The organism is Sphingomonas sp. S-NIH.Pt15_0812 (assembly GCF_003951315.1).
In the GTDB taxonomy this organism is placed as follows: Bacteria; Pseudomonadota; Alphaproteobacteria; order Sphingomonadales; family Sphingomonadaceae; genus Sphingomonas.
The window spans coordinates 109,210-132,252 of record NZ_QLJH01000010.1; the positions used below are offsets into that span (position 1 = coordinate 109,210).

Genomic DNA, 23,043 nt, shown 5'->3' on the forward strand with positions numbered 1-23,043 from the left:
GCTCCACGATCATGCCGAAACCGCCCGCTTCCCCACGCCAGCCCGATCCGCTGGGCACCGCCACCCGCCGCGCGTCGCTGCGCCTGCTCGACGCGGTGCTGCGCCGGGGCGAGCCGCTCGAATCGGCGCTGGCCCATGCCACCCGCGCGCTGCCCGGCGGGCCGGACCGGGGCCTGGCCCATGCCATCGCGGCGGAGACGCTGCGCCGCCTGCCCGATCTCGACGCGCTGATCGACAGCGCGACGCGCCAGCGCCTGCCCGACGATGCCAAGGCGCGGTTCGCGCTGCGCATCGCGCTGGCGCAGGTGCTGGGACTGGGCACGCCGCCGCATGCCGCGATCGCGACGGTGCTGCCGCTGGTCGATGGCGGCCCGCGCAAGCTGGTCCATGGCGTGTTCGGCACGCTGATGCGCCAGGGCGTGACCTTGCCGGAGGTCGCGCGCCTGCCCGATTCGGCGGCGGCGCGGTGGGAGATGCACTGGGGCATGGCGATGGTCGAGGCGGCGGAGGCCGCGATCGCCGCGCCGCCGCCGGTCGACCTGTCGCTGCGCGATCCCGCCGCGACGGCGGCCTGGGCGGAGCGGCTGGACGGCGTCAGCCTCGCGCCCGGCCATGTCCGGCTGGGCCCGGATCATGCGCCGATCCCCGACCTGCCCGGCTTCAAGGAGGGAGCCTGGTGGGTGCAGGACATCGCCGCCTCGCTGCCCGCCCGGCTGATCGGCACGGGGGAGGGCACGTTGCTCGACCTGTGCGCCGCGCCCGGCGGCAAGACGCTGCAGCTCGCCGCCGCCGGCTGGCGGGTCACGGCGGTCGACCAGTCGGAAAGTCGTCTGGCGCGACTTTCGGACAATCTCGACCGCACCGGCCTGTCCGCCGAGGTGGTGCGCGCCGACCTGCTCGACTGGACGCCGCCCGCGCCCGCCGACGTGGTGCTGCTCGACGCGCCGTGCAGCGCGACCGGTATCTTCCGCCGCCATCCCGACGTGCTCTACCGTGTCCGCCCCTCGGTCATCGCCGAGATGGCGGAGATGCAGGGCAAGCTGCTCGCCCGCGCCGCCGACTGGGTGAAGCCGGGCGGCACCCTGGTCTATGCCACCTGCTCGCTGGAGCCGGCGGAGGGCGAGCGGCGGCTGGCCGCGTTCCTCGAATCGCGCAGCGACTATGCGCTGGTTGCGCCTGCGGCGGCGGTGCTGCCGGAAGGGGTGACGGCCGATCCGGGCGGCTGGCTGCGCACCGGGCCGACGATGCTGGCCGATCGGGGCCGGATGGACGGCTTCTTCATCGCGCAGCTGACGCGCACGCTTTCGTCGGGCTCCGGCGTTCGCTAACAGGGCCGCCATGTCGACCCGCGCCCCCCGTCCCGTCCGCATCGCCCCGTCCATCCTGTCCGCCGACTTCGCCCGGTTGGGCGAGGAGGTCCGCGCGATCGACGAAGCCGGTGCGGACTGGATCCATATCGACGTGATGGACGGCCATTTCGTGCCCAACATCAGCATGGGGCCGGCGATCGTGAAGGCGATCCGGCCGGTCACGGCCAAGCCGTTCGACGTCCACCTGATGATCGCGCCGGTCGACCCCTATCTGGAGGCGTTCGCCGAGGCCGGGGCCGACTGCATCACCGTCCATCCGGAGGCGGGGCCGCACGTCCATCGCACGGTGCAGACGATCAAGGCGCTGGGCAAGCGCGCCGGCGTGGTGCTGTGCCCGGCGACGCCGGTCGACACGCTCGACTATCTGATCGACCTGGTCGACCTGGTGCTGGTGATGAGCGTCAATCCGGGGTTCGGCGGGCAGCATTTCATCGACAGCCAGCTCGGCAAGATCGCCGCGATCCGCGCGATGATCGATGCCACCGGCCGCGACATCGACCTGGAGGTGGATGGCGGCGTCGATCCGGTCCATGCGCCGCGCTGCATCGCCGCCGGGGCCGATGCGCTGGTCGCGGGCACCGCCGCCTTCCGCGGCGGGCCGAGCCGATATGCCGCCAATATCGCGGCGCTGCGCGCCGGGTGAAACGGCCCGCGTTCGACGCGATGCTCCGGCCGCGTTCCAGCGATGACGTGCCGATCGACGGGGTGGAGGAGGGCAAGCGCCTGGTCCGCGCCGCCGGGGGCGGCACCCCGTCGCTGGCGGAGCGGGTGGCGGAACGGTTGCGCTCCTTCGCCTGGGCGGCGCCGCTCCACGGCCTGCGGCTGAACGGCCGCCAGCCGGTGCGGCTGGTGGCGGTGCCGATCGACCCGATCCCCGGCGACGTCGCGCGCGGCAAGGCGATGCTGGCCGGGCAGATCAATTATCTGGGCGAGGCACGCGACCTGGCACGGCTGGACCTCGCCAAGCCCGACTGGACGCCGGGGTTCGACCAGTATCTGCACGGCTTCGACTGGCTGCGCGACCTGGCGATGGCCGGCTCGCTGTCGCAGGGCGTACCGGTGGCGGAGGCGCTGATGAGCCGCTGGCTGGCGCGCCATGCCGACAAGCCGGCCGATCCTGCTTGGTCGCCGGCGCTGTGGGGGCGGCGCATCCTGTTCTGGACGGCGCACGCGCCGCTGATCCTGTCGTCGACCGACGTGGTGTACCGGGCGCAACTGCTCAACGCCCTGGCGCGGGGCGCGCGGCATCTGGACCGCTGGGCCGACAAGGCGGTGGCGGGGACCGGCCGGATCGCGGCGTGGAGCGGCATCATCGCCGCCGGGCTGCTGATCCCCGGCGGCGAGCAGCGCCGGGCCTTTGGCGAGCGGGGGCTGGCGCGGGCGCTGGCCAGCGGGACCTTCGGCGATGGCGGCGTGGTGTCGCGCGGCCCGGCCGACCTGCTGGAGGCGGTGATGCTGCTCGGCATGGTCCGCGCCTGTTACGAGGCGCGCGGGCTGGAGCCGCCCGAGCTGATGCGCGCCGCCCTGTCGCGGATGGTGCCGGCGCTGCTCGGCGTGATGCATGGCGACCGCACCCTGTCCTGCTGGCAGGGCGGCGGCCCCTCGACCGAGGCGCATGTCGCCGCGGTGATCGAGGCGAGCTGCATCCGCACCCGGCCGCTACGCCAGTCGCGCGACTGGGGCTATCAGCGGCTGGCGGCGGCGGGGGCGGTGCTGATCGTCGATGCCGCCCCGCCGCCGATCGCGCGGCTGGCGGCGGGGGGCTGCGCCTCGACGCTGGCGTTCGAATTCTCCGACGGGCCGGACCGGCTGGTGGTCAATTGCGGCGGCGCGCGCGACCATGTCGTGCAACTGCCCGGCGGGCTGGCGGAGGGGCTGCGCACCACCGCCGCGCATTCGACGCTGACCTTGGCCGACAGCAACTCCACCGCCATCCTTCCCGACGGCACGCTGGGGCGCGGCGTCACCGAGGTCGAGCTGTCGCGCCAGGAATCCGAGGGGGCGAGCCGGATCGAGGCGAGCCATGACGGCTATGCCGCGCGCTGGGGCTTCCTCCATCGCCGCCAGTTGCTGCTGACCGGCGACGGGCGCGAGCTGCGCGGCGAGGACGCCTTGCTGCCGGCGGGCAAGCGCCGGCCCGGTGCCGACACCGCCTTCACGCTCCGCTTCCATCTGGGGCCGGGGGTGGAGGCGACGCCGCCGGCGGAGGGGCCGGCGGTGATTCTGCGCACCGCGAACGGCGCAATCTGGCAGTTCCGCTGCAAGGGCGGCACGCTGTCGATCGACGACAGCCTGTGGATCGACGGGCAGGGTCGGCCGGTCGGTATCCGCCAGCTCGTGATCGTCGGCCAGGCCACCGGCGGCGGCGCCCATGTCAGCTGGGTGATGAAGCGGGCGGCGTGATCCGGACCGGGGCGACGATCCCGGTATAAAATCGGATCGCAGGGGCTTGGGTGCGGCCGTTCCTAGCGTGTAAGGCCGCCGCAACCGTTCCTTTCCCCCATCCCCCCGAGGATATTCCATGACCCCTGTCGCCGTTCCCGCCCCCGACATCGTCGCCGTCCGCCGCGCGCTGCTGTCGGTTTCCGACAAGACCGGCATCGTCGACTTCGCCCAGGCGCTGAGCCAGCATGGCGTCGAGCTGGTCTCGACCGGCGGCACCGCCAAGGCGCTGCGCGATGCGGGGTTGACCGTGATGGACGTGTCGGAGCTGACCGGCTTTCCGGAGATGATGGACGGCCGCGTCAAGACGCTGCACCCCAAGGTGCATGGCGGCCTGCTCGCGGTGCGCGACGATGCCGGCCATGCCGCCTCGATGCAGGATCACGGCATCGGCGCGATCGACCTGGTCGTCGTCAACCTCTACCCGTTCGAGGCGACGGTGCTGCGCGGCGCGGAGCGCGACGAGGTGATCGAGAATATCGATATCGGTGGCCCGGCGATGGTCCGCTCCGCCGCCAAGAACCATGGCTATGTCGCGATGGTCACCGACCCGACCGACTATCCGGTCGTGATCGCGGAGATCGCCGCCGGCGGCACGACGCATGCCACGCGCAAGCGGCTGGCCGCCCGCGCCTTCGCCGCCACCGCCGCCTATGACGCGGCGATCGCGCAATGGTTCGCCTTCGCCGACCAGGGCGAGCATTTCCCCCAGACGCTGCCCATGGCCTATACCCGCCATGCCGACGAACTGCGCTATGGCGAGAACCCGCACCAGTCGGCGGCGCTCTACATGCCGCGCGGACCCCATGGCCGCGGCATCGCCCAGGCCGAGCAGTTGCAGGGCAAGGCGCTGTCCTACAACAACCTGAACGACGCGGACGCCGCGCTGGAGCTGGTCAGCGAGTTCCGCGACGGCCCGCCGACCGTGGTGATCGTCAAGCATGCCAACCCCTGCGGCGTCGCCACCGCCGACACGCTGCTGGAGGCGTACAAGACCGCCTTCGCCTGCGACACGGTGTCGGCGTTCGGCGGCATCATCGCCTGCAACCGTCCGCTGGACGAAGAGACGGCGGAGGCGATCTCCGGCATCTTCACCGAGGTGGTGGTCGCGCCCGACGCCAGCGACGCGGCCAAGGCGGTGTTCGCGCGCAAGAAGAACCTGCGCCTGCTGCTGTCGGGCGAACTCCCCGATCCGGAGCGTCCGGGCCTGGCGCTGAAGTCGATCGCGGGCGGGCTGCTGCTCCAGTCGCGCGACGGCGGCCGGCTGACCGACGAGATGCTGAAGGTGGTGACCAAGCGCGCGCCGACCGCGCAGGAACTGGCGGATTGCCGCTTCGCCTGGACGGTCGCCAAGCACGTCAAGTCGAACGCGATCGTCTATGCCAAGGGAAATTCCACCGCGGGCATCGGCGCGGGCCAGATGAACCGGCTGGAATCGGCGCGCATCGCCGCGTGGAAGGCCAAGGATGCCGCCGACAAGGCGGGCTGGGCGGAGCCGCGCACGATCGGCTCGGCGGTGGCGTCGGATGCCTTCTTCCCCTTTGCCGACGGACTGCTCGCGGCGGTCGAGGCGGGGGCGACGGCGGTGATCCAGCCGGGCGGCTCGATCCGCGACGAGGAAGTGATCGCGGCGGCCGATGCGGCCGGGCTGGCGATGGTCTTCACCGGGATGCGCCACTTCCGCCATTGATGACCGGGCCCGTGCGCCTGCGTCCGCGGGAGCACGGGCGGTGGCGGCGGGACGTCCCGCCGCCACGTCACGATCAGCGCAGCTTCTCGCTGCCGTTGATCAGCGCGTCCTTCTGGCTTTCGCTCATGGCCTGCGCATTGACGTCGGCGGCGTCGATCGCGTCTTCCTGCCGCTCGCCGCTCTTGCGCACGGCCTTGGCCTGATCCTCCAGATTGTCCGCCTGCGCCTCCAGCGCGTCGGCGCGATTGTCGGCGGCCTGCTCGACCCGGTCGCCGAGCTTGTCGTCGCCCTTGCCACCGCAGGCCGACAGCGCCAGCGCTGCCGCGACGGGCAGCAGGAGTGCGATCTTCTTCATTCTATACCATTCCCTGTTGGTTGATGCGGATCAGGCTACGCACCAGCCCCCCAGGTCGTTCCGTCAGCGTATCGGCGCACCGACATTGGGCAGGGTCGCATCGTCGCCCGACGGCACGCTGCCGAACAGCGTCCGGTCGGCCGGGCCGAAGGCGTAGCGCCACAGGATGAACAGATAGAGGCCCGCGATCGCCGGCACGCCGAACAGCAGTTCCGCCCATTCCAGCCGGCGCGGCAACAGGGTGAAGGCGCCACCGACCACCGTCGCCGCGCCCGCCGCCCACAGGATCGGCCAGCGGAAGGGCGAGACGGGCGCGGACAGGATGCGGCGGAGCAGCCGCGCCTTGATCAGCGAGGTCAGCCCCACGCTGGTCATCAGCGCCACCGCCGGCCCCGCCGCCTGCCACGTCGCCGGCCAGGCGAGCGCCCGCATCAGGAAGATGAAGCCGAAGCTCAGCCCGATCTGCACGACCAGCATCACCACCGAGATCGCCAGGTTGCGATGCCGCGCGGTGTAGACCAGCGCCGACTCGCACACCGCGCCGGTCGAGGCGAACACCTCCGCGAACAGCAGGAAGGCGAGGGAGGCGGTGCCCGCGACGAATTGCGGACCGACAATGCCCATCACCGCCTCGCCCGGGATCGATCCGGTCAGCGCCAGGCAACCCTGGGCGGCGATGATCCAGAAGGCGACCTGGCGCACCTGGCGCGCCACCGCCGCGCGATCGCCGATCGCCAGCGCGCGGGTGATGACCGGACCCAGCACGGGGTCGAAACTGGTCTTCAGCTTCTGCGGGAGGGAGGCGACCTGCTGCGCCATGTAATAGATGCCGACGATGCCGGGGGTGAAGACCAGCCCCAGGATGAAGCGATCGACATTGCGGCTGCCCCATTCCAGCGCGTCCGCCCCGGCCAGCGGCGCATTGGCGCGCGCCAGCCGGGCGAGCCGGCCGAGCTGCGGCCGCCAGCCATGCGGCAGGCCGTAGCTGCGCAGGAACGGCACGATCGAGGCGAGCAGCGCCGCCGACATCGACGCGACATAGGACAGGACCAGCCCGTCCCGCGTCGTGACGAAGGAGAAGATCCAGGCCGCGCCCGAGATCGTCCACGGCTCCACCACCGCGCGCGCCGTCACCGCCGCCTTGACGTTCAGCCGATAGGCCAGCGCGGCCAGGCTGACGTCGGACCAGGCGATGGCGATCACGATCAGCGGCAGCCAGCGGTCCAGCCCGACGATCGGCGAATTGGGATAGAGGAGCTGCGGAAAGGTCCATAGCACCGCGCTGGCGATCAGCGAGGCGACCAGCGCCAGCGCCATCGCGTCCCATACGACATGCACGTGCGGCCGGTCGGTCGCCGCCAGCGCCTGCGCCAGGCCGCGCTTCATGCCGAGCGTCGCGAGCAGCGCCGCCAGCTCCACCACGACCACCGCGATGGCGAAGCGCCCGACCAGGTCGGGGCCGTAGAGGCGGCCGGCGATGAACAGGAACGGGATGCGCGCCGCCAGCCGCAGGATGAAACCCGCGACATTGGTCCGCCCGCCCTTGGCGAGCGCGTCGATATCCTGAGGATCGGACATCAGCGTCGGGCCGCGCTCAATGCGCCGCGCCCCAGGACAGGCCCGTGCCGATCTCGACGCCCAGCGGCACGCTGAGCGTCACCGCCGGCTCGGCCGCGCGCTCCATCACCGCGCGGATGACCGCGCCGGCCGCCGCCACATCCGCCTCGGGCAGTTCGAACACCAGTTCGTCATGCACCTGGAGCAGCATCCGGACATGGCCCAGGCCCGCCGCCGCCAGCGCCGGCTCCATCCGCACCATCGCCCGCTTGATGATGTCGGCGCTGGTCCCCTGGATCGGCGCGTTGATCGCGGCGCGTTCCGCCCCCTGGCGTTCGCCCTGGTTCTTCGACTTGATGCGCGGGAAATGCGTCTTGCGGCCGAACAACGTCTCGGTGAAGCCATGGTCGCGGACCTGGGTCAGCGTCTCCGCCATATAGCGGTTGATGCCGGGGAAGCGCTCGAAATAGCGGTCGATCATCCCCTGCGCCTCGTCCGCCGACACTTCCAGCCGACCCGCCAGGCCCCAGCGGCTGATGCCGTAGAGGATGGCGAAGTTGATCGTCTTGGCACGCGCGCGGGTGTCGCGATTGACCTCGCCGAACAATTCGGTCGCGGTCAGGCTGTGGATGTCGTCGCCATTGGCGAAGGCCGCCTTCAGCGCCGGCACATCGGCCATATGCGCGGCCAGCCGCAATTCGATCTGCGAATAGTCGGCGGCGAGCAGGACGTTGCCCGGCTCCGCCACGAACGCCTCGCGAATCTGGCGGCCGATCTCGGTGCGGATCGGGATGTTCTGGAGATTGGGCTCGGTCGAGGACAGGCGTCCGGTCTGCGCGCCGGTCAGGCTGTAGCTGGTATGGACGCGGCCGGTCTTCGGGTTGATCTGCGCCTGGAGCGCGTCGGTATAGGTATTCTTCAGCTTGGTGAGCTGGCGCCAGTCGAGCACCTTGTGGACGATGGCGCTGCCCTCGCCCTTCTCGCGGGCCAGCCGTTCCAGCTCGGTCACGTCGGTCGAATAGACGCCCGACTTGCCCTTGCGCCCGCCCTTCAGGCCCAGCCGCTCGAACAGCACGTCGCCCAACTGCTTGGGGCTGCCGATGGTGAAGGGGCCGCCGGCCAGCGTGTGGATTTCCGTCTCCAGCCCGGCGATCTTGCCGGAGAAATCCTCCGACAGGGCCGCGAGGCGGGCGCGATCGACCTTGATGCCGTGCCGCTCCATCCGCGCGATCACCGGCACCAGCGGCCGGTCGACCATCTGGTAGACGCGGGTCGCGCCCTCCACCGGCAACCGCGCCTTGAACCGGTTCCACAGCCGCAGCGTCACGTCCGCATCCTCGGCGGCGTAGCGGGTCGCGGTCTTCAGATCGACCTCGTGGAAGCCGAGCTGCTTCTTGCCGGTGCCGACCACCTCCTTGAAGGCGAGGCAGCTGTGCGACAGGTGCGTCGCGGCCAGTTCGTCCATGCCATGCCCGTGCAGCCCGGCGTCCAGGTCGAAGCTCATCACGATCGTGTCGTCATGCGGCGCGATGCTGATCCCGCGCTCGCCCAGCACGATCATGTCGAATTTCAGGTTCTGCCCGATCTTGAGGACGGACTCGTCCTCGCACAGCGCCTTGATCCGCTGGAGCGCGGCGTCGACCGGGATTTGCACCGGCATTTCGGCCAGCAGGTCGCTGCCGCCATGGCCGAGCGGGATATAGCAGGCGCGGTTGGGCGCGAGCGCCAGGCTGACGCCGACCAGATCGGCCTGGGTCGCGTCGGTCGAGCTGGTCTCTGTATCGATCGCGACATGGCCCTGGTGCACCGCCTCGGCGATCCACTGGTCGAGCGTGTCGGGATCCTGCACGGTGACATAGCCGTCCAGGTCGCAGGCCGGCTCGTCCGGGATCGGCGCAGCGGTCGCCGGACCGGCGGCGGGCGCGGCCGGGGCGTCGGCGATCTGGCCCAGCTTGTTGATCAGCGAGCGGAAGCCGTGATGCTCCAGGAACGCGCGCAGCGGCGCATCCGGGATCGACGGATGCAGCGCCAGTTCGTCCAGCGGCGTCGGCAGCGGCGCGTTGCATTCCAGCGTCACCAGCCGCTTCGACAGCCGGGCATTGTCGGCATGGTCGATCAGATTGTCGCGCAGCTTGCCCTTCTTCATCTCGGGCGCGGCGGCGAGGACGGATTCGAGGTCGCCATGCTCGACGATCAGCTTGGCGGCGGTCTTGGGTCCGATGCCGGGGACGCCGGGGACATTGTCGACGCTGTCGCCCATCAGCGCCAGCACGTCGCCCAGCTTCTTCGGGCCGACGCCGAACTTCTCCTCGACATACGCCTCGCCCAGCCGGCGGTTGTTCATCGTGTCGAGCATGTCGAGGCTGCCATCCTCGACCAGCTGCATCAGGTCCTTGTCGCCCGACACGATCGTCACCTGCCAGCCCTCGGCCAGCGCGGCGCGGGCGTAGCAGGCGATCAGGTCGTCCGCCTCCAGCCCCGCTTCCTCGATGCAGGGCAGCGAAAAGGCGCGGGTGGCGTCGCGGATCATCGGGAATTGCGGGACCAGATCCTCGGGCGGCGGCGGCCGGTGCGCCTTATACTGGTCGTAGAGTTCGTTGCGGAACGTCTTGGACGACTTGTCCAGCACGATGGCCATATGGGTCGGCCCATCCGCGGCGTTCACCTCGTCGACCAGCTTCCACAACATGGTCGTATAGCCATAGACCGCGCCGACCGGCTCGCCATGCTTGTTGGTGAGCGGCGGCAGCCGGTGATAGGCGCGGAAGATATAGCCGGAGCCGTCGACGAGATAGAGATGAGGCATCGCGATCGGGCCTAGCAAACTCCGGCGCGGGCGGGGAGCGCCTTATTGCAAGCTGTTGAGTCCGGCCGCATTTGACGGATGCGCCTGGACATATTGGGTGAGCGCGGCGGCGGCGGCCTGGATCAGCATCTGGCGTTCGCGGATCGGCCGGGTCGAATCGCCGATCATCACCGCCAGCGCATAGCGCCGGCCGTCCGGCGCGGTGAGCAGCCCGACATCGTTGAAGCCGGCATTGCGCGCGCCCAAATCCTGGCCGGTGCCGGTCTTGTGTGCGATCTTCCACCCCGGCGGCAGGGCGGCGCGCAGGCGGGCGCGGCCGGTCACCGAACTGGCCATGGTGTCGAGCAGGATGCGCGTCGAGGTTTCCGACAATATCTCTCCGCGCGCCAGCCGGGCGAGCGCATCGGCGATGGCGAGCGGCGCGGCTCCGTCCGGCGGATCGGCGACATAGCGGTCGAGCGCCGCCTTGCGCGCATCGGGCGACAGGCGCGACCGCGCGATCTGGAAGGCGTTGCCGATCGCATAGGTCGGCTGCCAGGTCAGCCCGGCGGTGCCCGCCTGCAACTGCCGCTCGCCGGGGCCGAAGCGGATTTCGCCCAGCCGCTTGGCCTGGATCATCCGCCGGACCGCCGACGGGCCGCCGACCAGGGTCAGCAGCCGGTCGTTGGCGGTATTGTCGCTCTGCGTCAGCGCGCGGGTCAGCAGCCCGCCGACCGTCGTCTTGTACCCGCCCGCCTTGACCAGAAAGGCGATCGGCTGGTGGAACAGCGTCAGGTCCTCGGGCCGCACGACGATCGGATCGTCCAGCCGCACCCGGCCCTGGTCGCGCTGGTCGAGCACGGTCATCGCCACCCACAGCTTCGACACGGATTGCTGGGGCAGGCGCTGGCGGGCGGTGTGCTCGACCGTCCAGCCATCGTCGACCGCGCGGATGGCGATGCCGAACCGGCCCCGGAAGCCGGCGGCGATCGAATCGATCCGGGCCTGCAATTCGCGCGGGCGATTGGCCGCGGCGCGCGGCGGCGTCGGCGGCGGCACCGGGATGGAGACGGAGACCTGTTCCTCGCGCGACGGCGCACGGCTGCTGCCGCCCGGACGCGTGCCGGAACCGCAGGCGGCCACCACGCCGCCGATCAGGGCCAACAGGGCCAATGCCCTTGGGAAAGTCATGCGCTTGAGAAGATCCACCACCGCCGTGCCTGATCATTATAGGCTGGCGGGCGCGGGAAAAGGGGCTTTTCCGGTCCTGCGACGAAGCGGGAGAGGGGTGCGGCGGGCGGAGGATCGAAGCTGGAGCACGAGGTCGGGCGGTCTGCGCAACCCAGAGGGGGGGGGCCTCCAGCGCCCTCACGGCACCAGGATCGTGTCCTTCGCCTCGGGCCGCATCTCGGGATAGTCGAGCGTATAGTGCAGGCCCCGGCTCTCCTTGCGATGGAGCGCCGAACGGACGATCAGGTCGGCGCTCTGGAGCAGGTTGCGCAGCTCGATCAGGTCGGGCGTGACGCGGAAATGACCGTAATAATCCGCCACTTCCTCGGTCATCAGGCGGATGCGGCTGGCGGCGCGCTGGAGCCGCTTGGTGGTGCGGACGATGCCGACATAATTCCACATGAAGCGGCGGATCTCGGTCCAGTTCTGCTTGATCACGACCTCTTCGTCCGAATCGGTCACCCGGCTCTCGTCCCAGGCGCGGATCAGCGGCGGCGGGGGCAGATCGTCCCAGGCCCGCGCGATGTGCGCGGCGGCCGACTCGCCGTACACGAAACATTCGAGCAGCGAGTTGGACGCCAGCCGGTTGGCGCCGTGCAGCCCGGATTGCGTGCACTCGCCCGCCGCATAGAGGCCGGGCAGGTCGGTGCGCCCGTCGCGGTCCACGACGATGCCGCCACAGGTGTAATGCTGCGCCGGCACCACCGGGATCGGGGCGCGCGTCATGTCGATGCCCAGGCCCAGCAGCTTGTCGTAGATGGTCGGGAAGTGGGAGCGGACGAAGTCGGCCGGCTGGTGGCTGATGTCGAGATGGACGTAATCCAGCCCCAGCCGCTTGATCTCATGGTCGATCGCGCGCGCCACGATGTCGCGCGGGGCCAGTTCGGCGCGCGCGTCGAAGCGCGGCATGAACCGCTCCCCCCCGCCGGGCACGCCCTGCGGCAGCAGCAGGTGCCCGCCCTCGCCGCGCACCGCCTCGGTGATCAGGAAGTTCTTCACGTCGAGATCGTAGAGGCAGGTCGGATGGAACTGCATGAATTCCATGTTCGACACGCGCGCGCCGGCCCGCCACGCCATGGCGATGCCGTCGCCGGTCGCGCCGCGCGGCGCGGTGGAGAAGAGATAGGTGCGCCCCGCGCCGCCGGTCGCCAGGATGGTGGCGCGCGCGGTGTAGAGCGCGACCCGGCCGCTGCGCCGGTCGACCGCATAGACGCCCCAGACATGGCCCGCGCCCGAATAGCGCTCTTCGTGCCGGCTGGTCGCCAGGTCGATCGCGACCTGATCGGGCACCAAGGTGATGTTGGGATGCGCCTCGGCCGCGCGTTGCAGCGCCTCCTGCACCGCCCAGCCGGTGGCGTCGGCGACATGGACGATGCGGCGATGCGAATGGCCGCCCTCGCGCGTCAGGTGGAGCGCGTCGCCCTCCATCGCGAAGGGGACGCCCAGTTTCCGAAGCCGCTCGATCGCGGCGGGCGCGCGCTCGACGACGAACTCGACCGTGGCGCGGTCGTTCAGGCCCGCGCCCGCGACCATCGTGTCCTCGATATGGCTGTCGAACGTGTCGCCCGGCTCCAGCACCGCGGCGATGCCGCCCTGCGCCCAGGCGGTCGAGCCCTCGTTCAGCGCGCCCTTGGCCAGCACCGTGACCCGGAACCGCTCGGCCAGGTTGAGCGCGGCGGTCAGCCCCGCCGCGCCGGAGCCGACGATCAGCACATCGGATCGGAGACCGCTCATGCGGAGGGACTTTCGGACGAGGGCGCGGGCAAAGGGGTCATGCCGCCGCTCTGGCACAACAGGGCAGGGATGTGACAGGGGGATTGATAGCCATGAAATGCGACGAACCGCCCGAAACCCCCGGAACCGAACCGGCGATCCCGCTTTCAACCGGGACTGTGAGTATCCTGTCCAAGGCCGATCGTTTGCGCGATCGCGCCGCGCGTCTGCGTTCCGAAGCTGTGAACTGCGTGTCGATCGCCGTGCGCGAGCGGGATCAGGACCATGCCGCCCGCCTGATCGACGAGGCGATCACGCTGACGCGGCGATCGAGCGAGCTGCTGGCGAAGAAATAGGGGGGCGAAAGGACCACCTTTCCGCTCCTCCCGTTCCCCGGCGAAGGCCGGGGCCCAGTTGGCGGACGCTGGTGATGGCGCGTAGCCTTCCGTTACAACCACCTTCCCACCCGGGCCCCGGCCTTCGCCGGGGAACAAAGTGGGGCGGGGCCTGCCCTACCCCTCGCCCCGCGTCAGGCTGAGGAACACGTCCTCCAGATCGGCTTCCTTGGTCGAGACGTCGACGATGCCCAGCCCGGCCGCCTGGATCGCGGCGAGCACCTCGCCGGCATTCACCTTGTCCTTGGCATAGGTGATCTCCAGCGTCCGCTCGCCCTTCAGCACGATCTTCTGGAAGCAGGGGTTCACCGGCGCCGCCGCGACGTCGCGGTCGACGGTCACCGCGACGACCTTCTCCTGCGCGCGGCCGACGAGCTGGCGGGTCGGCTCGTTGGTGATCAGGCGACCATGGTTGATGATCGCGATGCGGTCGCACAGCTGCTCGGCCTCTTCGAGATAATGGGTGGTCAGCACCACCGTCACCCCGCCGGCGTTGAGTTCGCGGACATAGTCCCACAATTGCTGGCGCAGCTGGATGTCGACGCCCGCGGTCGGTTCGTCCAGCACCAGCACCGGCGGCGCGTGGACCATCGCCTTGGCGACCATCAGCCGGCGCTTCATGCCGCCCGACAGGGTGCGGGCATAGGCGTTCGCCTTGTCCGCCAGATGCACCGCCTGGAGCAGTTCCATCGACCGCCGCTCCGCCTTGGGCACGCCGTACAGGCCGGCCTGGATCTCCAGCGTCTCGATCGGGGTGAAAAAGGGATCGAACAGGATCTCCTGGTTGACGATGCCGATCGACGCCTTGGCGTTGCGCGGATGCTCGGCGATGTCGAAGCCCCAGATGGAGGCGGTGCCCTCCGTGCGGTTCACCAGCCCCGCCAATATGTTGATCAGCGTCGACTTGCCCGCGCCATTGGGGCCGAGCAGGCCGAAGATCTGGCCGCGGGGCACGTCGAACGTCACCCCGTCCAGCGCCCGCTTGCCGCCGGCATAGGTCTTGCCCAGGCCCTGGATCGAAATTGCCGCATCAGTCATGACGCCGCGATAGGCCGGTGCTTGCCTGACCACAATGCTCCTTGCTATCGCGGGCTCATGCATCCGCCGCTCGAAATCACCCGTGTCAGCCAGCCCCGCGTCGCCTGTGACGGCGCCAGCGACATTCCCGGAGGCGCCGCGCTCGGCCATCCCCGCGTCTGGTTGCAGATCGACGAGGAAGGCTATGTCGATTGCGGCTATTGCGATCGCCGCTTCGTGCTGATCGGCGGCGCCGCCGACGGCAAGGACCAGGCGACGCTGGTCGACCATCCGGACGGCGCCAGCGCCTGATCCTTTTGCGCTGCCGCCGGCATCACGCCGGCGGCTGACATGCGGAGATCGCCGCCGTTACGCCGGCGGGAGGGCCCAGTCGATCGGCGGCTGACCGTGCGCGACCAGGAAGGCGTTCGCGCGCGAGAACGGTCGCGAGCCGAAGAAGCCGTTATGCGCCGCCAGCGGCGACGGATGGGCGGAACGCAGGATGCAGTGGCGTCCGCCGCCCGCCGCCTCGACGAACCCGGCCTTGCGCTGCGCATAGGCGCCCCACAGGATGAACACGATCGGGCGCGGTTCGGCCGCGACGTGGCGGATGATCGCGTCGGTGAACTGTTCCCAGCCGCGCTTCTGGTGCGAGGCCGCCGCGCCCCGCCGCACGGTCAGCACCGAATTGAGCAGCAGCACGCCCTGCTGCGCCCAATGGTCGAGCGTGCCGTGATTCGCGCGCGGGATGCCCAGGTCGCTTTCCATCTCGCGGAAGATGTTGGCGAGGCTGGGCGGCGGCTTCACCCCCGCCGGCACCGAGAAGGACAGGCCGTGCGCCTGCCCGTCGCCATGATAGGGGTCCTGCCCCAGGATCACGACGCGCACCGTGTCGGGCGGCGTCAGGTCGAGGGCGCGGAACCAGTCGGCGGGCGCGGGGAAGACCGGCCCGGCGCGGCGCTCCTCCGCCAGGAACGCCTTCAGCGTCGCCATATAGTCGCTGTCGAACTCCGGCCGCAGCGCGGCGAGCCAGTCGGGATGCAGGCGGATGTCGCTCATGGCCGGGGGGATGGATAGGGCTGCGGCCAAGGTCAAGCGGGCGCTCCATGGACGTGGGCCGCGCCGCCCCTATATTGAGCCGCATGACCTATCAGGACCCGCGCGCCTTCCTCTATCGCGAACTCTCGCCCGAGACGGCGCAGCGCCTTACCAGCGACGCGCTCGGCCGTGCCGATGATGGCGAACTCTATCTGCAATATCGCAAGTCGGAGGCGTTCGGCTTCGACGACGGCCGGCTGAAGACCGCCTCCTACGATACCAATGCCGGCTTCGGCCTACGCGCCGTGTCGGGCGAGACGACCGCCTTCGCCCATGCCAATGAGCTGACCGAGGCGGCGATCCGTCGCGCCGGGCAGACCATGGCGCTGATCGATCCCTCCGCCGCCGCCCGGTCCGCCGCGCCGGCCGGCACCAACCGGCATCTCTACACCGATGCCGACCCGCTCGACCTGGTGCCCTTCGCCGACAAGGTGAATCTGTGCCAGACGATCGACGCGGCGGCGCGGGCGCGCGATCCGCGCGTGGCGCAGGTGTCGGTATCGCTGTCCGGCTCCTGGGGCGTGGTGGAGATCGTCCGCGCCGACGGCTTCGTCGCCACCGATGTGCGGCCGCTGGTGCGGCTCAACATCCAGATCGTGGTCGAGCAGAATGGCCGGCGCGAGACGGGCAGCTTCGGCATCGGCGGCCGCTATCTCTACGACCGGCTGTTCGACGCGGCGACGTGGAACCGGGGCATCGACGAGGCGCTGGCCCAGGCGCTGGTCAATCTGGACGCGGTGGCCGCGCCGGCCGGCGAGATGACCGTGCTGCTCGGGCCGGGCTGGCCGGGCATCCTGCTGCACGAGGCGATCGGCCACGGGCTGGAGGGCGACTTCAACCGCAAGGGCACCTCCGCCTTTTCCGGCCGGCTCGGCGAGCGGGTCGCGGCGCCCGGCGTCACGGTGGTCGATGACGGGTCGCTGGCCGACCGGCGCGGCTCGCTGTCGATCGACGACGAGGGCACGCCGACGCGCGAGACGGTGCTGATCGAGGACGGCATCCTCAAGGGCTATATGCAGGACCGGCTCAACGCGCGGCTGATGGGCATGGACGCCACCGGCAACGGTCGGCGCGAAAGCTTCGCCCATGCGCCGATGCCGCGCATGACCAACACCTTCATGAAGGGCCGGCAGGACGATCCGGCCGAACTGCTGTCGCGGGTGAAGACCGGCATCTTCGCCAAGTCGTTCGGCGGCGGTCAGGTCGACATCGTGTCGGGCAAGTTCGTCTTCTCCTGCACCGAGGCCTACCGGATCGAGAATGGCCGGATCGGCGCGCCGATCAAGGGCGCGACGCTGATCGGCGACGGGCCGACCGTGCTGACCAAGGTGACCGGTATCGGCAACGACTTCGCGCTGGACGAGGGCATCGGCGTCTGCGGCAAGGGCGGTCAGGGCGTGCCGGCCGGCGTCGGCCAGCCGACCCTGCTGGTCGAGGGGCTGACGGTCGGCGGCACGGCGATGTGAGGGGAAAGGGGCGGGTCAGCAGCCGGTCAGGAGCATGTCGATGGCCGCGCTGATCCCCCAATGCTCTTGGTCGAGCGCGGCGACGGGCCTGCCCAAAGGCTTGACCGGCACCGCCGCCATCAACGGCGTGGCGAGTACCAGCTGCTCCGACGATCCATCGTAGAGCGAGACGGTCAGCAACGGCATCAGTCGGGGCAGTGGCCGGTTGATCGCACCCGGCCCCACCAGGGGAATGACCAGCCGCGTTCCAAATCCATCGATGACGTCGGATTGCACATCGATCGCCAAACCACCGTCAGGCAGCCGATAGACATCCCCCTTCGCCATCAGAACATGCGGTAGCGTGCCAGCGGCAGGCCGTTTTCCTCGATCCACTGATTCCAGCCGGCGATCGCTTCGCGATTCTCGTCCTGCCAGCGTCGCGTGCTTTCGGCTTTCACCGAATCGCGAAGGCCGGCGGTGCAGGCCGCCGTTACGTCGATCTCCAGCGCCCGCGCCTCGGCCAGCAGGCGTGCGGGCAGGGCCACCTCGGTGGATTCCACCGGATCGGCGGGCTGGGATCGATATGCGGTCGCCATGGTCCAAAGATATGGCGCGGCCGGTGGAGGGTCAATGATGCGGGGGCGGAACGATCCGCCCCGCGCCGCGCTTCGACCCACATGGCCCTGATCGAACTCGGACGATATTCGCGCAACGAGGCGATGATCCTGGTCGGCCGGCTCGAATCCGAGGGGATCGCGGCGGTGGCCTTCGATGGCGGCGCGAGCATCGCCGATGGCAGCTATCTGCTGATCCCGGTGCGCGTGATGGTGGACGAGGACGATCTGTCCGCCGCCCGCGCCATCCTGCCTGCCTGAAAAACGGGCAGTACCGGGAGCCGCTGCTTAATTAATCGTTGCAGCGCTGCGGCATGCGCCCGCCTCTGACGGTAATTGCCCCTGAATCCAGTCATTAACGAAACTGGCACGGCTGTTGCGACGTGGGGCCGGCATCAACAGCCAACAAGGGGGCGGGATGAAACTGGTCATTGCGGTCATCAAGCCGTTCAAGCTCGACGAGGTGCGTGAAGCCCTGACGACGCTGGGCGTCGCGGGCATGACGGTCACCGAGGTCAAGGGGTTCGGCCGCCAGAAGGGGCAGACCGAAATCTATCGCGGCGCGGAATACAGCACCAACATGGTGCCCAAGATCAAGATCGAGGTGGTCTGCGCCGAAGCCATCGCCGACCGGGTGGTCGAGGCGGTGCAGCAGGCCGCCAACACCGGCGCGATTGGCGACGGCAAGATCTTCGTGCTCGATGTCGGTCAGGCGGTGCGCATCCGCACCGGCGAGACCGACGATGCGGCGCTCTGAGGCAAAGGGGGGTATAATGAAGCAAGCGATCAAGATCGCCGCCGGGGTCGGCCTGACGGCCGCACTCTGTGCCGCGCTGCCCGCCTGGGCACAGTCGGCGACGCTCCAGGCGCCGCCCGCCGCGCCCGCGGCGGTCGTCAACAAGGGCGATACCGCCTGGATGATGACCTCCACCGTGCTGGTGCTGATGATGATCCTGCCGGGCCTGGCGCTGTTCTATGGCGGCCTGACCCGGTCGAAGAACATGCTGTCGACCATGACCCAGATCGGCGCCGTCGCCTGTCTGGCGATGCTGGTCTGGGTGATGTGGGGCTATAGCATGGCCTTCGGTCCGGACGTGTCCAACACCTTCCTGTCGCAGTTCGTCGGCAGCCTGGACAAGGCGTTCCTGAAGGGCGTGACCTCCACCACCCAGGCGGCGACCTTCACCGCGGGCGTCGAGATCCCCGAATATGTCTTCGTCTGCTTCCAGATGACCTTCGCCGCGATCACGATCGCGCTGGTGCTGGGCTCGGTCGTGGAGCGGATGAAGTTCTCGGCGGTGATGGTGTTCGCGCTGGTCTGGCTGACGATCGTCTATTTCCCGATCGCGCACATGGTCTGGGCCTCGTCGGGCGTGTTCTTCAAGGCCGGGGCGCTCGACTTCGCCGGCGGCACCGTGGTGCACATCAATGCCGGCGTCTCGGCGCTGGTCGCCGCGATCATGCTCGGCAAGCGGCTGGGCTATCCGCGCGAGCCGATGCCGCCGCACTCGCTGACGCTGACCGGGGTCGGCACCGGCCTGCTCTGGGTGGGCTGGTTCGGGTTCAACGCCGGCTCCGCGCTGGAGGCCAACGGCACGGCCGGCCTCGCGATGATCAACACCTTCGTCGCCACCGCCGCGGGCGCGCTGGCCTGGATGCTGATCGAGCGCGCGCGCGGCCACAAGGGCTCGGCCCTGGGCTTCTGCTCGGGCATCATCGCCGGCCTGGTCGCCGTCACCCCGGCGGCGGGCAACAGCGGACCGTTCGGCGCGATCGTGCTGGGCGCGGTCGCCTCGGTCGTCTGCTTCTTCGCCGTGTCGGTGATCAAGCCCAAGCTGGGCTATGACGACGCGCTCGACGCATTCGGCGTCCATGGCGTCGGCGGCATGGTCGGCGCGATCGGCACCGCGATCGTCTACGCCCCGGCGCTCGGTGGGCCGGGTGCAGCGGACTATGCGATCGGCGCCAAGCTGCTCGTCCAGATCGAGGCGGTCGTCGTGACCATCGTCTGGGCGTCGATCGGCACCGTCATCGCCATCCTCATCGCCAAGGCGGTCACCGGTCTCCGGGTCAGCCAGGAGGTCGAGTATGAAGGCCTCGACCTCGGCGAGCATGGCGAGCGCGCGTACAATTGACAGTTCGGGCGTGGGGGACGGTCCCCCACGCCCCACCGATGTTCCTCCTGCGGACGACCCTCAGCCCGGTGCGGAAACGCACCGGGTTTTTTTGCGGATGCTATCGGCCGCGACGATGGAGCAGCGGGCGCAGGCGGATGCCCAGGCAGATGACCAGCGGCCAGAACAGCGTGTTGGCGATGTCACCCAGCGTATCGGTCCAGCGCCAGGAGCCGTAGTAGAGCCGGTCCATGATCTCGTTGAACGCCTCGGCCGCGACCACCACCGACAGCGGCACCAGGCTGCCGAGCGAGCGGCGGGTGACGACGCGCGCCAGCATCAGCACGGCGAGGCCGGCATGGATGTGCAGGATCGTGTCGGACAGGCCGGTGCCGTCGCCGATCCAGTCGATGAATTGCTTGTAGAGCGCGCTGGGCGTCGTCACCATCGGGTCCCCTTGGGTGTCAGGCGGCGGATGTCGAGCGCATTGACCCGTGCCAGGCGCACCGCGCCGAGCCGGCGGTCGCCCGTCTCCACCAGGATGCCGTCGCGCGTGGCGCGGACGACGCGCCACGGCACCTCGCGCGCGAGCAGGCGGCGGCCGACGCGGCGCACGGCGGCGATCCGGCCGTCGGCGGTCAGCGCCAGCGCCCCCAGCCCGTCCGCGCCGACCACGGCGGCGTTGACCGGGAAATCGGGCAGCATCTGCTCGACGGCGGCGACGGCCTCCTCCGGCCCGTCGATCCGGGCGGGCGTCCGGCGACGCCACAGCCACAGGCCGACCGGCGCGATCACCAGCAGCGCCGCCGCCCCGCCGCCGCCGATCAGGACGGCGTCGGATGCGATCACTGGTTGGCCGAAAGCGACTCGAGCGTGGGGCGCAGCGCCGACAGGTCGTAGCCGGCCGATTCGGCCTGCGCGATCAGCAGCGTCGGGTTACGGCCCGCGCGCGCGGCGGCGAGCGCCCACAGGTTGCACGAGCGCGTGCCCGACCGGCAATAGGCGAGCACCGGCCCGTCGGCGGCGGTCAGCGCCTGGACCATCGCGTCCAGTTCGGCATGGCCGATGCCGGCCGGCGTCACCGGGATCGCGGTATAGGCGAGGCCGGCGGCCTCCGCCGCCTCGCGGATCGAATCGCCCGTGGGCTGGCCCGGCTCCTCGCCGTCCGGCCGGTTGTTGACGATGGCGACGAAGCCCGCCTGCTTGATCACCGGCACATCGGCCGGGACGATCTGCGGGGCGACGGCGACGGACTCGTTGAGGGTGCGGATCTGGGCCATGTCCGGGCCTTACTGAAGCGGCGGGGGCGGGGGAAGATGGCATGGGGGTCGTAACGCAGAACCTGCCTGTTCCCCGGCGAAGGCCGGGGAACGAGACGGAGAAGGGGGGCGGCGTCGCGTGGACGGTCACCCGCCGCTCACGCCGCCCGGATCACCTCCAGGAAGGCGTCCCCATAGGCGTCGAGCTTGCGCGCGCCGATGCCGGACAATAGCGCCAGTTCCGCCCGGCTGGCGGGCCGCTGCGCCGCCATGTCGCGCAGCACCGAGTCGTGGAAGATGACGTAAGGCGGCACGCCCGCCGCCTGCGCCAGCTCGCGCCGCCGTGCGCGCAACGCCTCGAACAGCGGATTGTCGGCCGGGTTCGCCGCCGCCGCGCCCGCCTTGCGGCCCCGCCGCTCGCGCTTGGGGGGCACGACCACCGACAGAGTCGCCTCGCCCTTGAGCAGCGCCCGCGCGGCGGGTCCGAATTCCAGCCCGCCATGCGCGTTGGTGCGCAGCGCGTCGCGCAGCATCAGCGCGCGCAATACCGGCTTGATCAGCCCGACCTCGTCGCCGTCGACGATGTTCCAGACCGACAGAGTCTCATGCCCGTTCATCAGGCTGCGCTCGGTCGACTGGCCGCACAGCAGCTGTTCGATATAGGTCGCGCCGAACATCTGCCCGGTGCGGAACACGGCGGACAGGAACTTCCGCGCGGTCTGGGTCGCGTCGCGCGCGTCGGGCGAGCCCAGGCAATTGTCGCAATTGCCGCAATCCTCGACCGGATTCTCGCCGAAATGGCGGAGCAGCACATGGCGGCGGCATCCGCCCGTCTCGACCAGCGCGCCCAGCGCGCTCAGCCGCTGGCGCTCGCCGGGCTGGCGTTCAGGCTCGACCTCGCCGATCCGCTGGCGGGCGCGGGCGAAATCCTCCGCCCCCCAGAACATGTGCGCGACGGACGGATCGCCGTCGCGCCCGGCGCGGCCGGTTTCCTGATAATAGCCCTCGATCGACTTGGGCAGCCCGGCATGGGCGACGAAACGCACGTCCGGCTTGTCGATGCCCATGCCGAACGCGACCGTGGCGCAGATCACCATATCCTCGCTGGCGACGAAATCGGCCTGGTTCTTCGAGCGGATCGCGGCGTCCAGCCCGGCATGATAGGCGCGGGTCGGGCGGCCGGTGCGGGCCAGCGCCTCCGCCAGCTTCTCGGTCGCGGCGCGGGTCTGGGCATAGACGATGCCGGGGCCGGGATTGGCGCGGATCACGTCGGCGAGCTGCTGGTTGAGGTTGCTTCGCGGCGAGATATGGTAGCGGATGTTCGGCCGGTCGAAGCCGGAGACGATCAGCCCCTCCTGGTCGATGCCGAGCTGTTGCAGGATGTCGGCACGGGTATGCGCATCGGCGGTCGCGGTCAGCGCCAGGCGCGGCACGTCCGGGAAATGATCCATCAACGGCGCGAGCAGGCGATAGTCGGGGCGGAAATCATGGCCCCATTCGCTGACGCAATGCGCCTCGTCGATTGCGAACAGCGACAGCTTCGCCCGCCCCAGCAGGTCGCAGAAATGGCCGGACGAGGCGCGTTCGGGCGCGACATAGAGCAGGTCGAGCGCGCCGTCGCGGAACCGGGCGATCGTCTCCTCGCGATTCTGGTCGACGCTGGTCAGCGTGGCGGCCCGGATGCCGACCGCCTCTGCCGCGCGGAGCTGGTCGTGCATCAGCGCGATCAGCGGCGAGACGACGACGCAACAGCCGTCCATCATCACCGCCGGCAACTGGTAGCAGAGCGACTTGCCGGCGCCGGTCGGCATCACCGCCAGCGTCCGCCGCTGGTCGAGCACGCGGCCGACCACCTCGGCCTGGACGCCGCGAAAAGCGGGAAAGCCGAAGACGCGCTGAAGGGTGGGCAGGGTTTCGGGGGGCATCGCCGGGCGATGTAGGCTGTCTCTTAAACAC

The 23,043-nt window shown here is 70.2% G+C and carries 23 protein-coding genes; 10 read left to right on the forward strand and 13 right to left on the reverse strand.

What is annotated here, in order from left to right; genetic code table 11:
• Positions 1-11: 11 nt before the first annotated feature.
• The 4 genes from BRX43_RS08935 to purH all read left to right on the forward strand — a co-directional run bounded on the left by BRX43_RS08935 (position 12) and on the right by purH (position 5,502).
• Positions 12-1,328: a transcription antitermination factor NusB gene (locus BRX43_RS08935; RefSeq protein ID WP_125994496.1), complete on the forward strand. Its 1,317-nt coding sequence runs from the start codon at positions 12-14 to the stop codon at positions 1,326-1,328.
• 10 nt (positions 1,329-1,338) lie between these two features.
• Positions 1,339-2,013, forward strand: a complete 675-nt coding sequence (rpe, locus tag BRX43_RS08940; protein WP_125994497.1) for a ribulose-phosphate 3-epimerase — start codon at positions 1,339-1,341, stop codon at positions 2,011-2,013.
• A gap of 20 nt (positions 2,014-2,033) precedes the next feature.
• Entirely contained in the window at positions 2,034-3,773 is a 1,740-nt protein-coding gene (locus BRX43_RS08945; protein WP_125994498.1) for a heparinase II/III family protein, read from the forward strand.
• Positions 3,774-3,891: 118 nt separating this feature from the next.
• Positions 3,892-5,502: a bifunctional phosphoribosylaminoimidazolecarboxamide formyltransferase/IMP cyclohydrolase gene (purH, locus tag BRX43_RS08950; protein WP_125994499.1), complete on the forward strand. Its 1,611-nt coding sequence runs from the start codon at positions 3,892-3,894 to the stop codon at positions 5,500-5,502.
• A 73-nt stretch (positions 5,503-5,575) separates the two neighbouring features.
• Here purH and BRX43_RS08955 read toward each other — a convergent pair whose 3' ends face one another.
• From BRX43_RS08955 to nadB, 5 genes are all read right to left on the reverse strand, one after another.
• On the reverse strand, positions 5,576-5,857 hold the full coding sequence (locus BRX43_RS08955; RefSeq protein ID WP_125994500.1) for a hypothetical protein: 282 nt from the start codon (positions 5,855-5,857) through the stop codon (positions 5,576-5,578).
• 63 nt (positions 5,858-5,920) lie between these two features.
• Positions 5,921-7,435, reverse strand: coding sequence for a lipopolysaccharide biosynthesis protein (locus BRX43_RS08960; protein ID WP_125994501.1), 1,515 nt, complete (start codon positions 7,433-7,435; stop codon positions 5,921-5,923).
• A 16-nt stretch (positions 7,436-7,451) separates the two neighbouring features.
• Positions 7,452-10,220 (reverse strand): DNA polymerase I, encoded by a 2,769-nt coding sequence (polA, locus tag BRX43_RS08965; protein ID WP_125994502.1) that lies wholly within the window; start codon positions 10,218-10,220, stop codon positions 7,452-7,454.
• Positions 10,221-10,262: 42 nt separating this feature from the next.
• On the reverse strand, positions 10,263-11,390 hold the full coding sequence (gene bla / locus BRX43_RS08970; protein ID WP_125994503.1) for a class A beta-lactamase: 1,128 nt from the start codon (positions 11,388-11,390) through the stop codon (positions 10,263-10,265).
• Positions 11,391-11,567: 177 nt separating this feature from the next.
• Positions 11,568-13,163 (reverse strand): L-aspartate oxidase, encoded by a 1,596-nt coding sequence (gene nadB, locus BRX43_RS08975; protein WP_125994504.1) that lies wholly within the window; start codon positions 13,161-13,163, stop codon positions 11,568-11,570.
• 158 nt (positions 13,164-13,321) lie between these two features.
• On the opposite strand from nadB, the gene BRX43_RS20275 reads away from it, so the two are divergent.
• Entirely contained in the window at positions 13,322-13,498 is a 177-nt protein-coding gene (locus tag BRX43_RS20275; protein WP_206433167.1) for a hypothetical protein, read from the forward strand.
• Between the two features lie 156 nt (positions 13,499-13,654).
• Here the strand turns inward: BRX43_RS20275 and BRX43_RS08980 are convergent, their stop codons facing one another.
• Complete coding sequence (locus BRX43_RS08980; RefSeq protein WP_125994505.1) at positions 13,655-14,575, reverse strand: ABC transporter ATP-binding protein; 921 nt, start codon at positions 14,573-14,575, stop codon at positions 13,655-13,657.
• A gap of 57 nt (positions 14,576-14,632) precedes the next feature.
• Here BRX43_RS08980 and BRX43_RS08985 point away from each other — a divergent pair, with 57 nt between their 5' ends.
• Complete coding sequence (locus BRX43_RS08985) at positions 14,633-14,866, forward strand: zinc-finger domain-containing protein (protein WP_125994506.1); 234 nt, start codon at positions 14,633-14,635, stop codon at positions 14,864-14,866.
• Between the two features lie 57 nt (positions 14,867-14,923).
• Here the strand turns inward: BRX43_RS08985 and ung are convergent, their stop codons facing one another.
• Positions 14,924-15,613, reverse strand: coding sequence for a uracil-DNA glycosylase (gene ung, locus BRX43_RS08990; protein ID WP_125994507.1), 690 nt, complete (start codon positions 15,611-15,613; stop codon positions 14,924-14,926).
• An 83-nt stretch (positions 15,614-15,696) separates the two neighbouring features.
• On the opposite strand from ung, the gene tldD reads away from it, so the two are divergent.
• Positions 15,697-17,118, forward strand: a complete 1,422-nt coding sequence (gene tldD, locus BRX43_RS08995; protein WP_125994508.1) for a metalloprotease TldD — start codon at positions 15,697-15,699, stop codon at positions 17,116-17,118.
• Positions 17,119-17,133: 15 nt separating this feature from the next.
• Here tldD and BRX43_RS09000 read toward each other — a convergent pair whose 3' ends face one another.
• Together BRX43_RS09000 and BRX43_RS09005 are read right to left on the reverse strand one after the other, a co-directional pair.
• Positions 17,134-17,445, reverse strand: a complete 312-nt coding sequence (locus BRX43_RS09000; protein WP_125994509.1) for a CcdB family protein — start codon at positions 17,443-17,445, stop codon at positions 17,134-17,136.
• A complete protein-coding gene (locus tag BRX43_RS09005) occupies positions 17,445-17,696 on the reverse strand; it encodes a type II toxin-antitoxin system CcdA family antitoxin (RefSeq protein WP_125994510.1) in 252 nt (83 codons plus the stop codon). The genes BRX43_RS09000 and BRX43_RS09005 overlap by 1 nt, the downstream gene beginning before the upstream one ends.
• Before the next feature lie 81 nt (positions 17,697-17,777).
• Here BRX43_RS09005 and BRX43_RS09010 point away from each other — a divergent pair, with 81 nt between their 5' ends.
• The 3 genes from BRX43_RS09010 (at position 17,778) to BRX43_RS09020 (ending at position 19,849) form a co-directional block, all read left to right on the forward strand.
• Positions 17,778-17,975 carry a DUF2007 domain-containing protein gene (locus BRX43_RS09010; RefSeq protein ID WP_125994511.1) on the forward strand — a complete coding sequence of 66 codons (198 nt, stop codon included), beginning with the start codon at positions 17,778-17,780 and terminating at the stop codon, positions 17,973-17,975.
• A 157-nt stretch (positions 17,976-18,132) separates the two neighbouring features.
• Positions 18,133-18,471, forward strand: coding sequence for a P-II family nitrogen regulator (locus BRX43_RS09015; RefSeq protein ID WP_125994512.1), 339 nt, complete (start codon positions 18,133-18,135; stop codon positions 18,469-18,471).
• Positions 18,472-18,487: 16 nt separating this feature from the next.
• Positions 18,488-19,849 (forward strand): ammonium transporter, encoded by a 1,362-nt coding sequence (locus BRX43_RS09020; protein ID WP_125994513.1) that lies wholly within the window; start codon positions 18,488-18,490, stop codon positions 19,847-19,849.
• A gap of 100 nt (positions 19,850-19,949) precedes the next feature.
• On the opposite strand, the gene BRX43_RS09025 is transcribed toward BRX43_RS09020, so the two are convergent.
• The 4 genes from BRX43_RS09025 to recQ form a co-directional block, all read right to left on the reverse strand.
• Positions 19,950-20,273, reverse strand: a complete 324-nt coding sequence (locus tag BRX43_RS09025) for a hypothetical protein (RefSeq protein ID WP_241214869.1) — start codon at positions 20,271-20,273, stop codon at positions 19,950-19,952.
• Complete coding sequence (locus BRX43_RS09030; protein ID WP_125994515.1) at positions 20,270-20,677, reverse strand: hypothetical protein; 408 nt, start codon at positions 20,675-20,677, stop codon at positions 20,270-20,272. The genes BRX43_RS09025 and BRX43_RS09030 overlap by 4 nt, the downstream gene beginning before the upstream one ends.
• Positions 20,674-21,108, reverse strand: a complete 435-nt coding sequence (locus BRX43_RS09035; RefSeq protein ID WP_125994516.1) for a TIGR01244 family sulfur transferase — start codon at positions 21,106-21,108, stop codon at positions 20,674-20,676. Before BRX43_RS09035 ends, BRX43_RS09030 begins: the two co-directional genes overlap by 4 nt.
• Before the next feature lie 137 nt (positions 21,109-21,245).
• Positions 21,246-23,012 (reverse strand): DNA helicase RecQ, encoded by a 1,767-nt coding sequence (gene recQ, locus BRX43_RS09040; RefSeq protein ID WP_125994517.1) that lies wholly within the window; start codon positions 23,010-23,012, stop codon positions 21,246-21,248.
• Positions 23,013-23,043: the final 31 nt, after the last annotated feature.

Excerpts from the sequence above, each read along its gene's own strand:
- BRX43_RS08935 (WP_125994496.1), top strand. The coding sequence starts at position 12 with ATGCCGAAACCGCCCGCTTCCCCACGCCAGCCCGATCCGCTGGGCACC.
- rpe (WP_125994497.1), top strand. The coding sequence starts at position 1,339 with ATGTCGACCCGCGCCCCCCGTCCCGTCCGCATCGCCCCGTCCATCCTG.
- BRX43_RS08945 (WP_125994498.1), top strand. The coding sequence starts at position 2,034 with ATGCTCCGGCCGCGTTCCAGCGATGACGTGCCGATCGACGGGGTGGAG.
- purH (WP_125994499.1), top strand. The coding sequence starts at position 3,892 with ATGACCCCTGTCGCCGTTCCCGCCCCCGACATCGTCGCCGTCCGCCGC.
- BRX43_RS08955 (WP_125994500.1), bottom strand. The coding sequence starts at position 5,857 with ATGAAGAAGATCGCACTCCTGCTGCCCGTCGCGGCAGCGCTGGCGCTG.
- BRX43_RS08960 (WP_125994501.1), bottom strand. The coding sequence starts at position 7,435 with ATGTCCGATCCTCAGGATATCGACGCGCTCGCCAAGGGCGGGCGGACC.
- polA (WP_125994502.1), bottom strand. The coding sequence starts at position 10,220 with ATGCCTCATCTCTATCTCGTCGACGGCTCCGGCTATATCTTCCGCGCC.
- bla (WP_125994503.1), bottom strand. The coding sequence starts at position 11,390 with ATGACTTTCCCAAGGGCATTGGCCCTGTTGGCCCTGATCGGCGGCGTG.
- nadB (WP_125994504.1), bottom strand. The coding sequence starts at position 13,163 with ATGAGCGGTCTCCGATCCGATGTGCTGATCGTCGGCTCCGGCGCGGCG.
- BRX43_RS08980 (WP_125994505.1), bottom strand. The coding sequence starts at position 14,575 with ATGACTGATGCGGCAATTTCGATCCAGGGCCTGGGCAAGACCTATGCC.
- BRX43_RS08985 (WP_125994506.1), top strand. The coding sequence starts at position 14,633 with ATGCATCCGCCGCTCGAAATCACCCGTGTCAGCCAGCCCCGCGTCGCC.
- ung (WP_125994507.1), bottom strand. The coding sequence starts at position 15,613 with ATGAGCGACATCCGCCTGCATCCCGACTGGCTCGCCGCGCTGCGGCCG.
- tldD (WP_125994508.1), top strand. The coding sequence starts at position 15,697 with ATGACCTATCAGGACCCGCGCGCCTTCCTCTATCGCGAACTCTCGCCC.
- BRX43_RS09000 (WP_125994509.1), bottom strand. The coding sequence starts at position 17,445 with ATGGCGAAGGGGGATGTCTATCGGCTGCCTGACGGTGGTTTGGCGATC.
- BRX43_RS09005 (WP_125994510.1), bottom strand. The coding sequence starts at position 17,696 with ATGGCGACCGCATATCGATCCCAGCCCGCCGATCCGGTGGAATCCACC.
- BRX43_RS09010 (WP_125994511.1), top strand. The coding sequence starts at position 17,778 with ATGGCCCTGATCGAACTCGGACGATATTCGCGCAACGAGGCGATGATC.
- BRX43_RS09015 (WP_125994512.1), top strand. The coding sequence starts at position 18,133 with ATGAAACTGGTCATTGCGGTCATCAAGCCGTTCAAGCTCGACGAGGTG.
- BRX43_RS09020 (WP_125994513.1), top strand. The coding sequence starts at position 18,488 with ATGAAGCAAGCGATCAAGATCGCCGCCGGGGTCGGCCTGACGGCCGCA.
- BRX43_RS09035 (WP_125994516.1), bottom strand. The coding sequence starts at position 21,108 with ATGGCCCAGATCCGCACCCTCAACGAGTCCGTCGCCGTCGCCCCGCAG.
- recQ (WP_125994517.1), bottom strand. The coding sequence starts at position 23,012 with ATGCCCCCCGAAACCCTGCCCACCCTTCAGCGCGTCTTCGGCTTTCCC.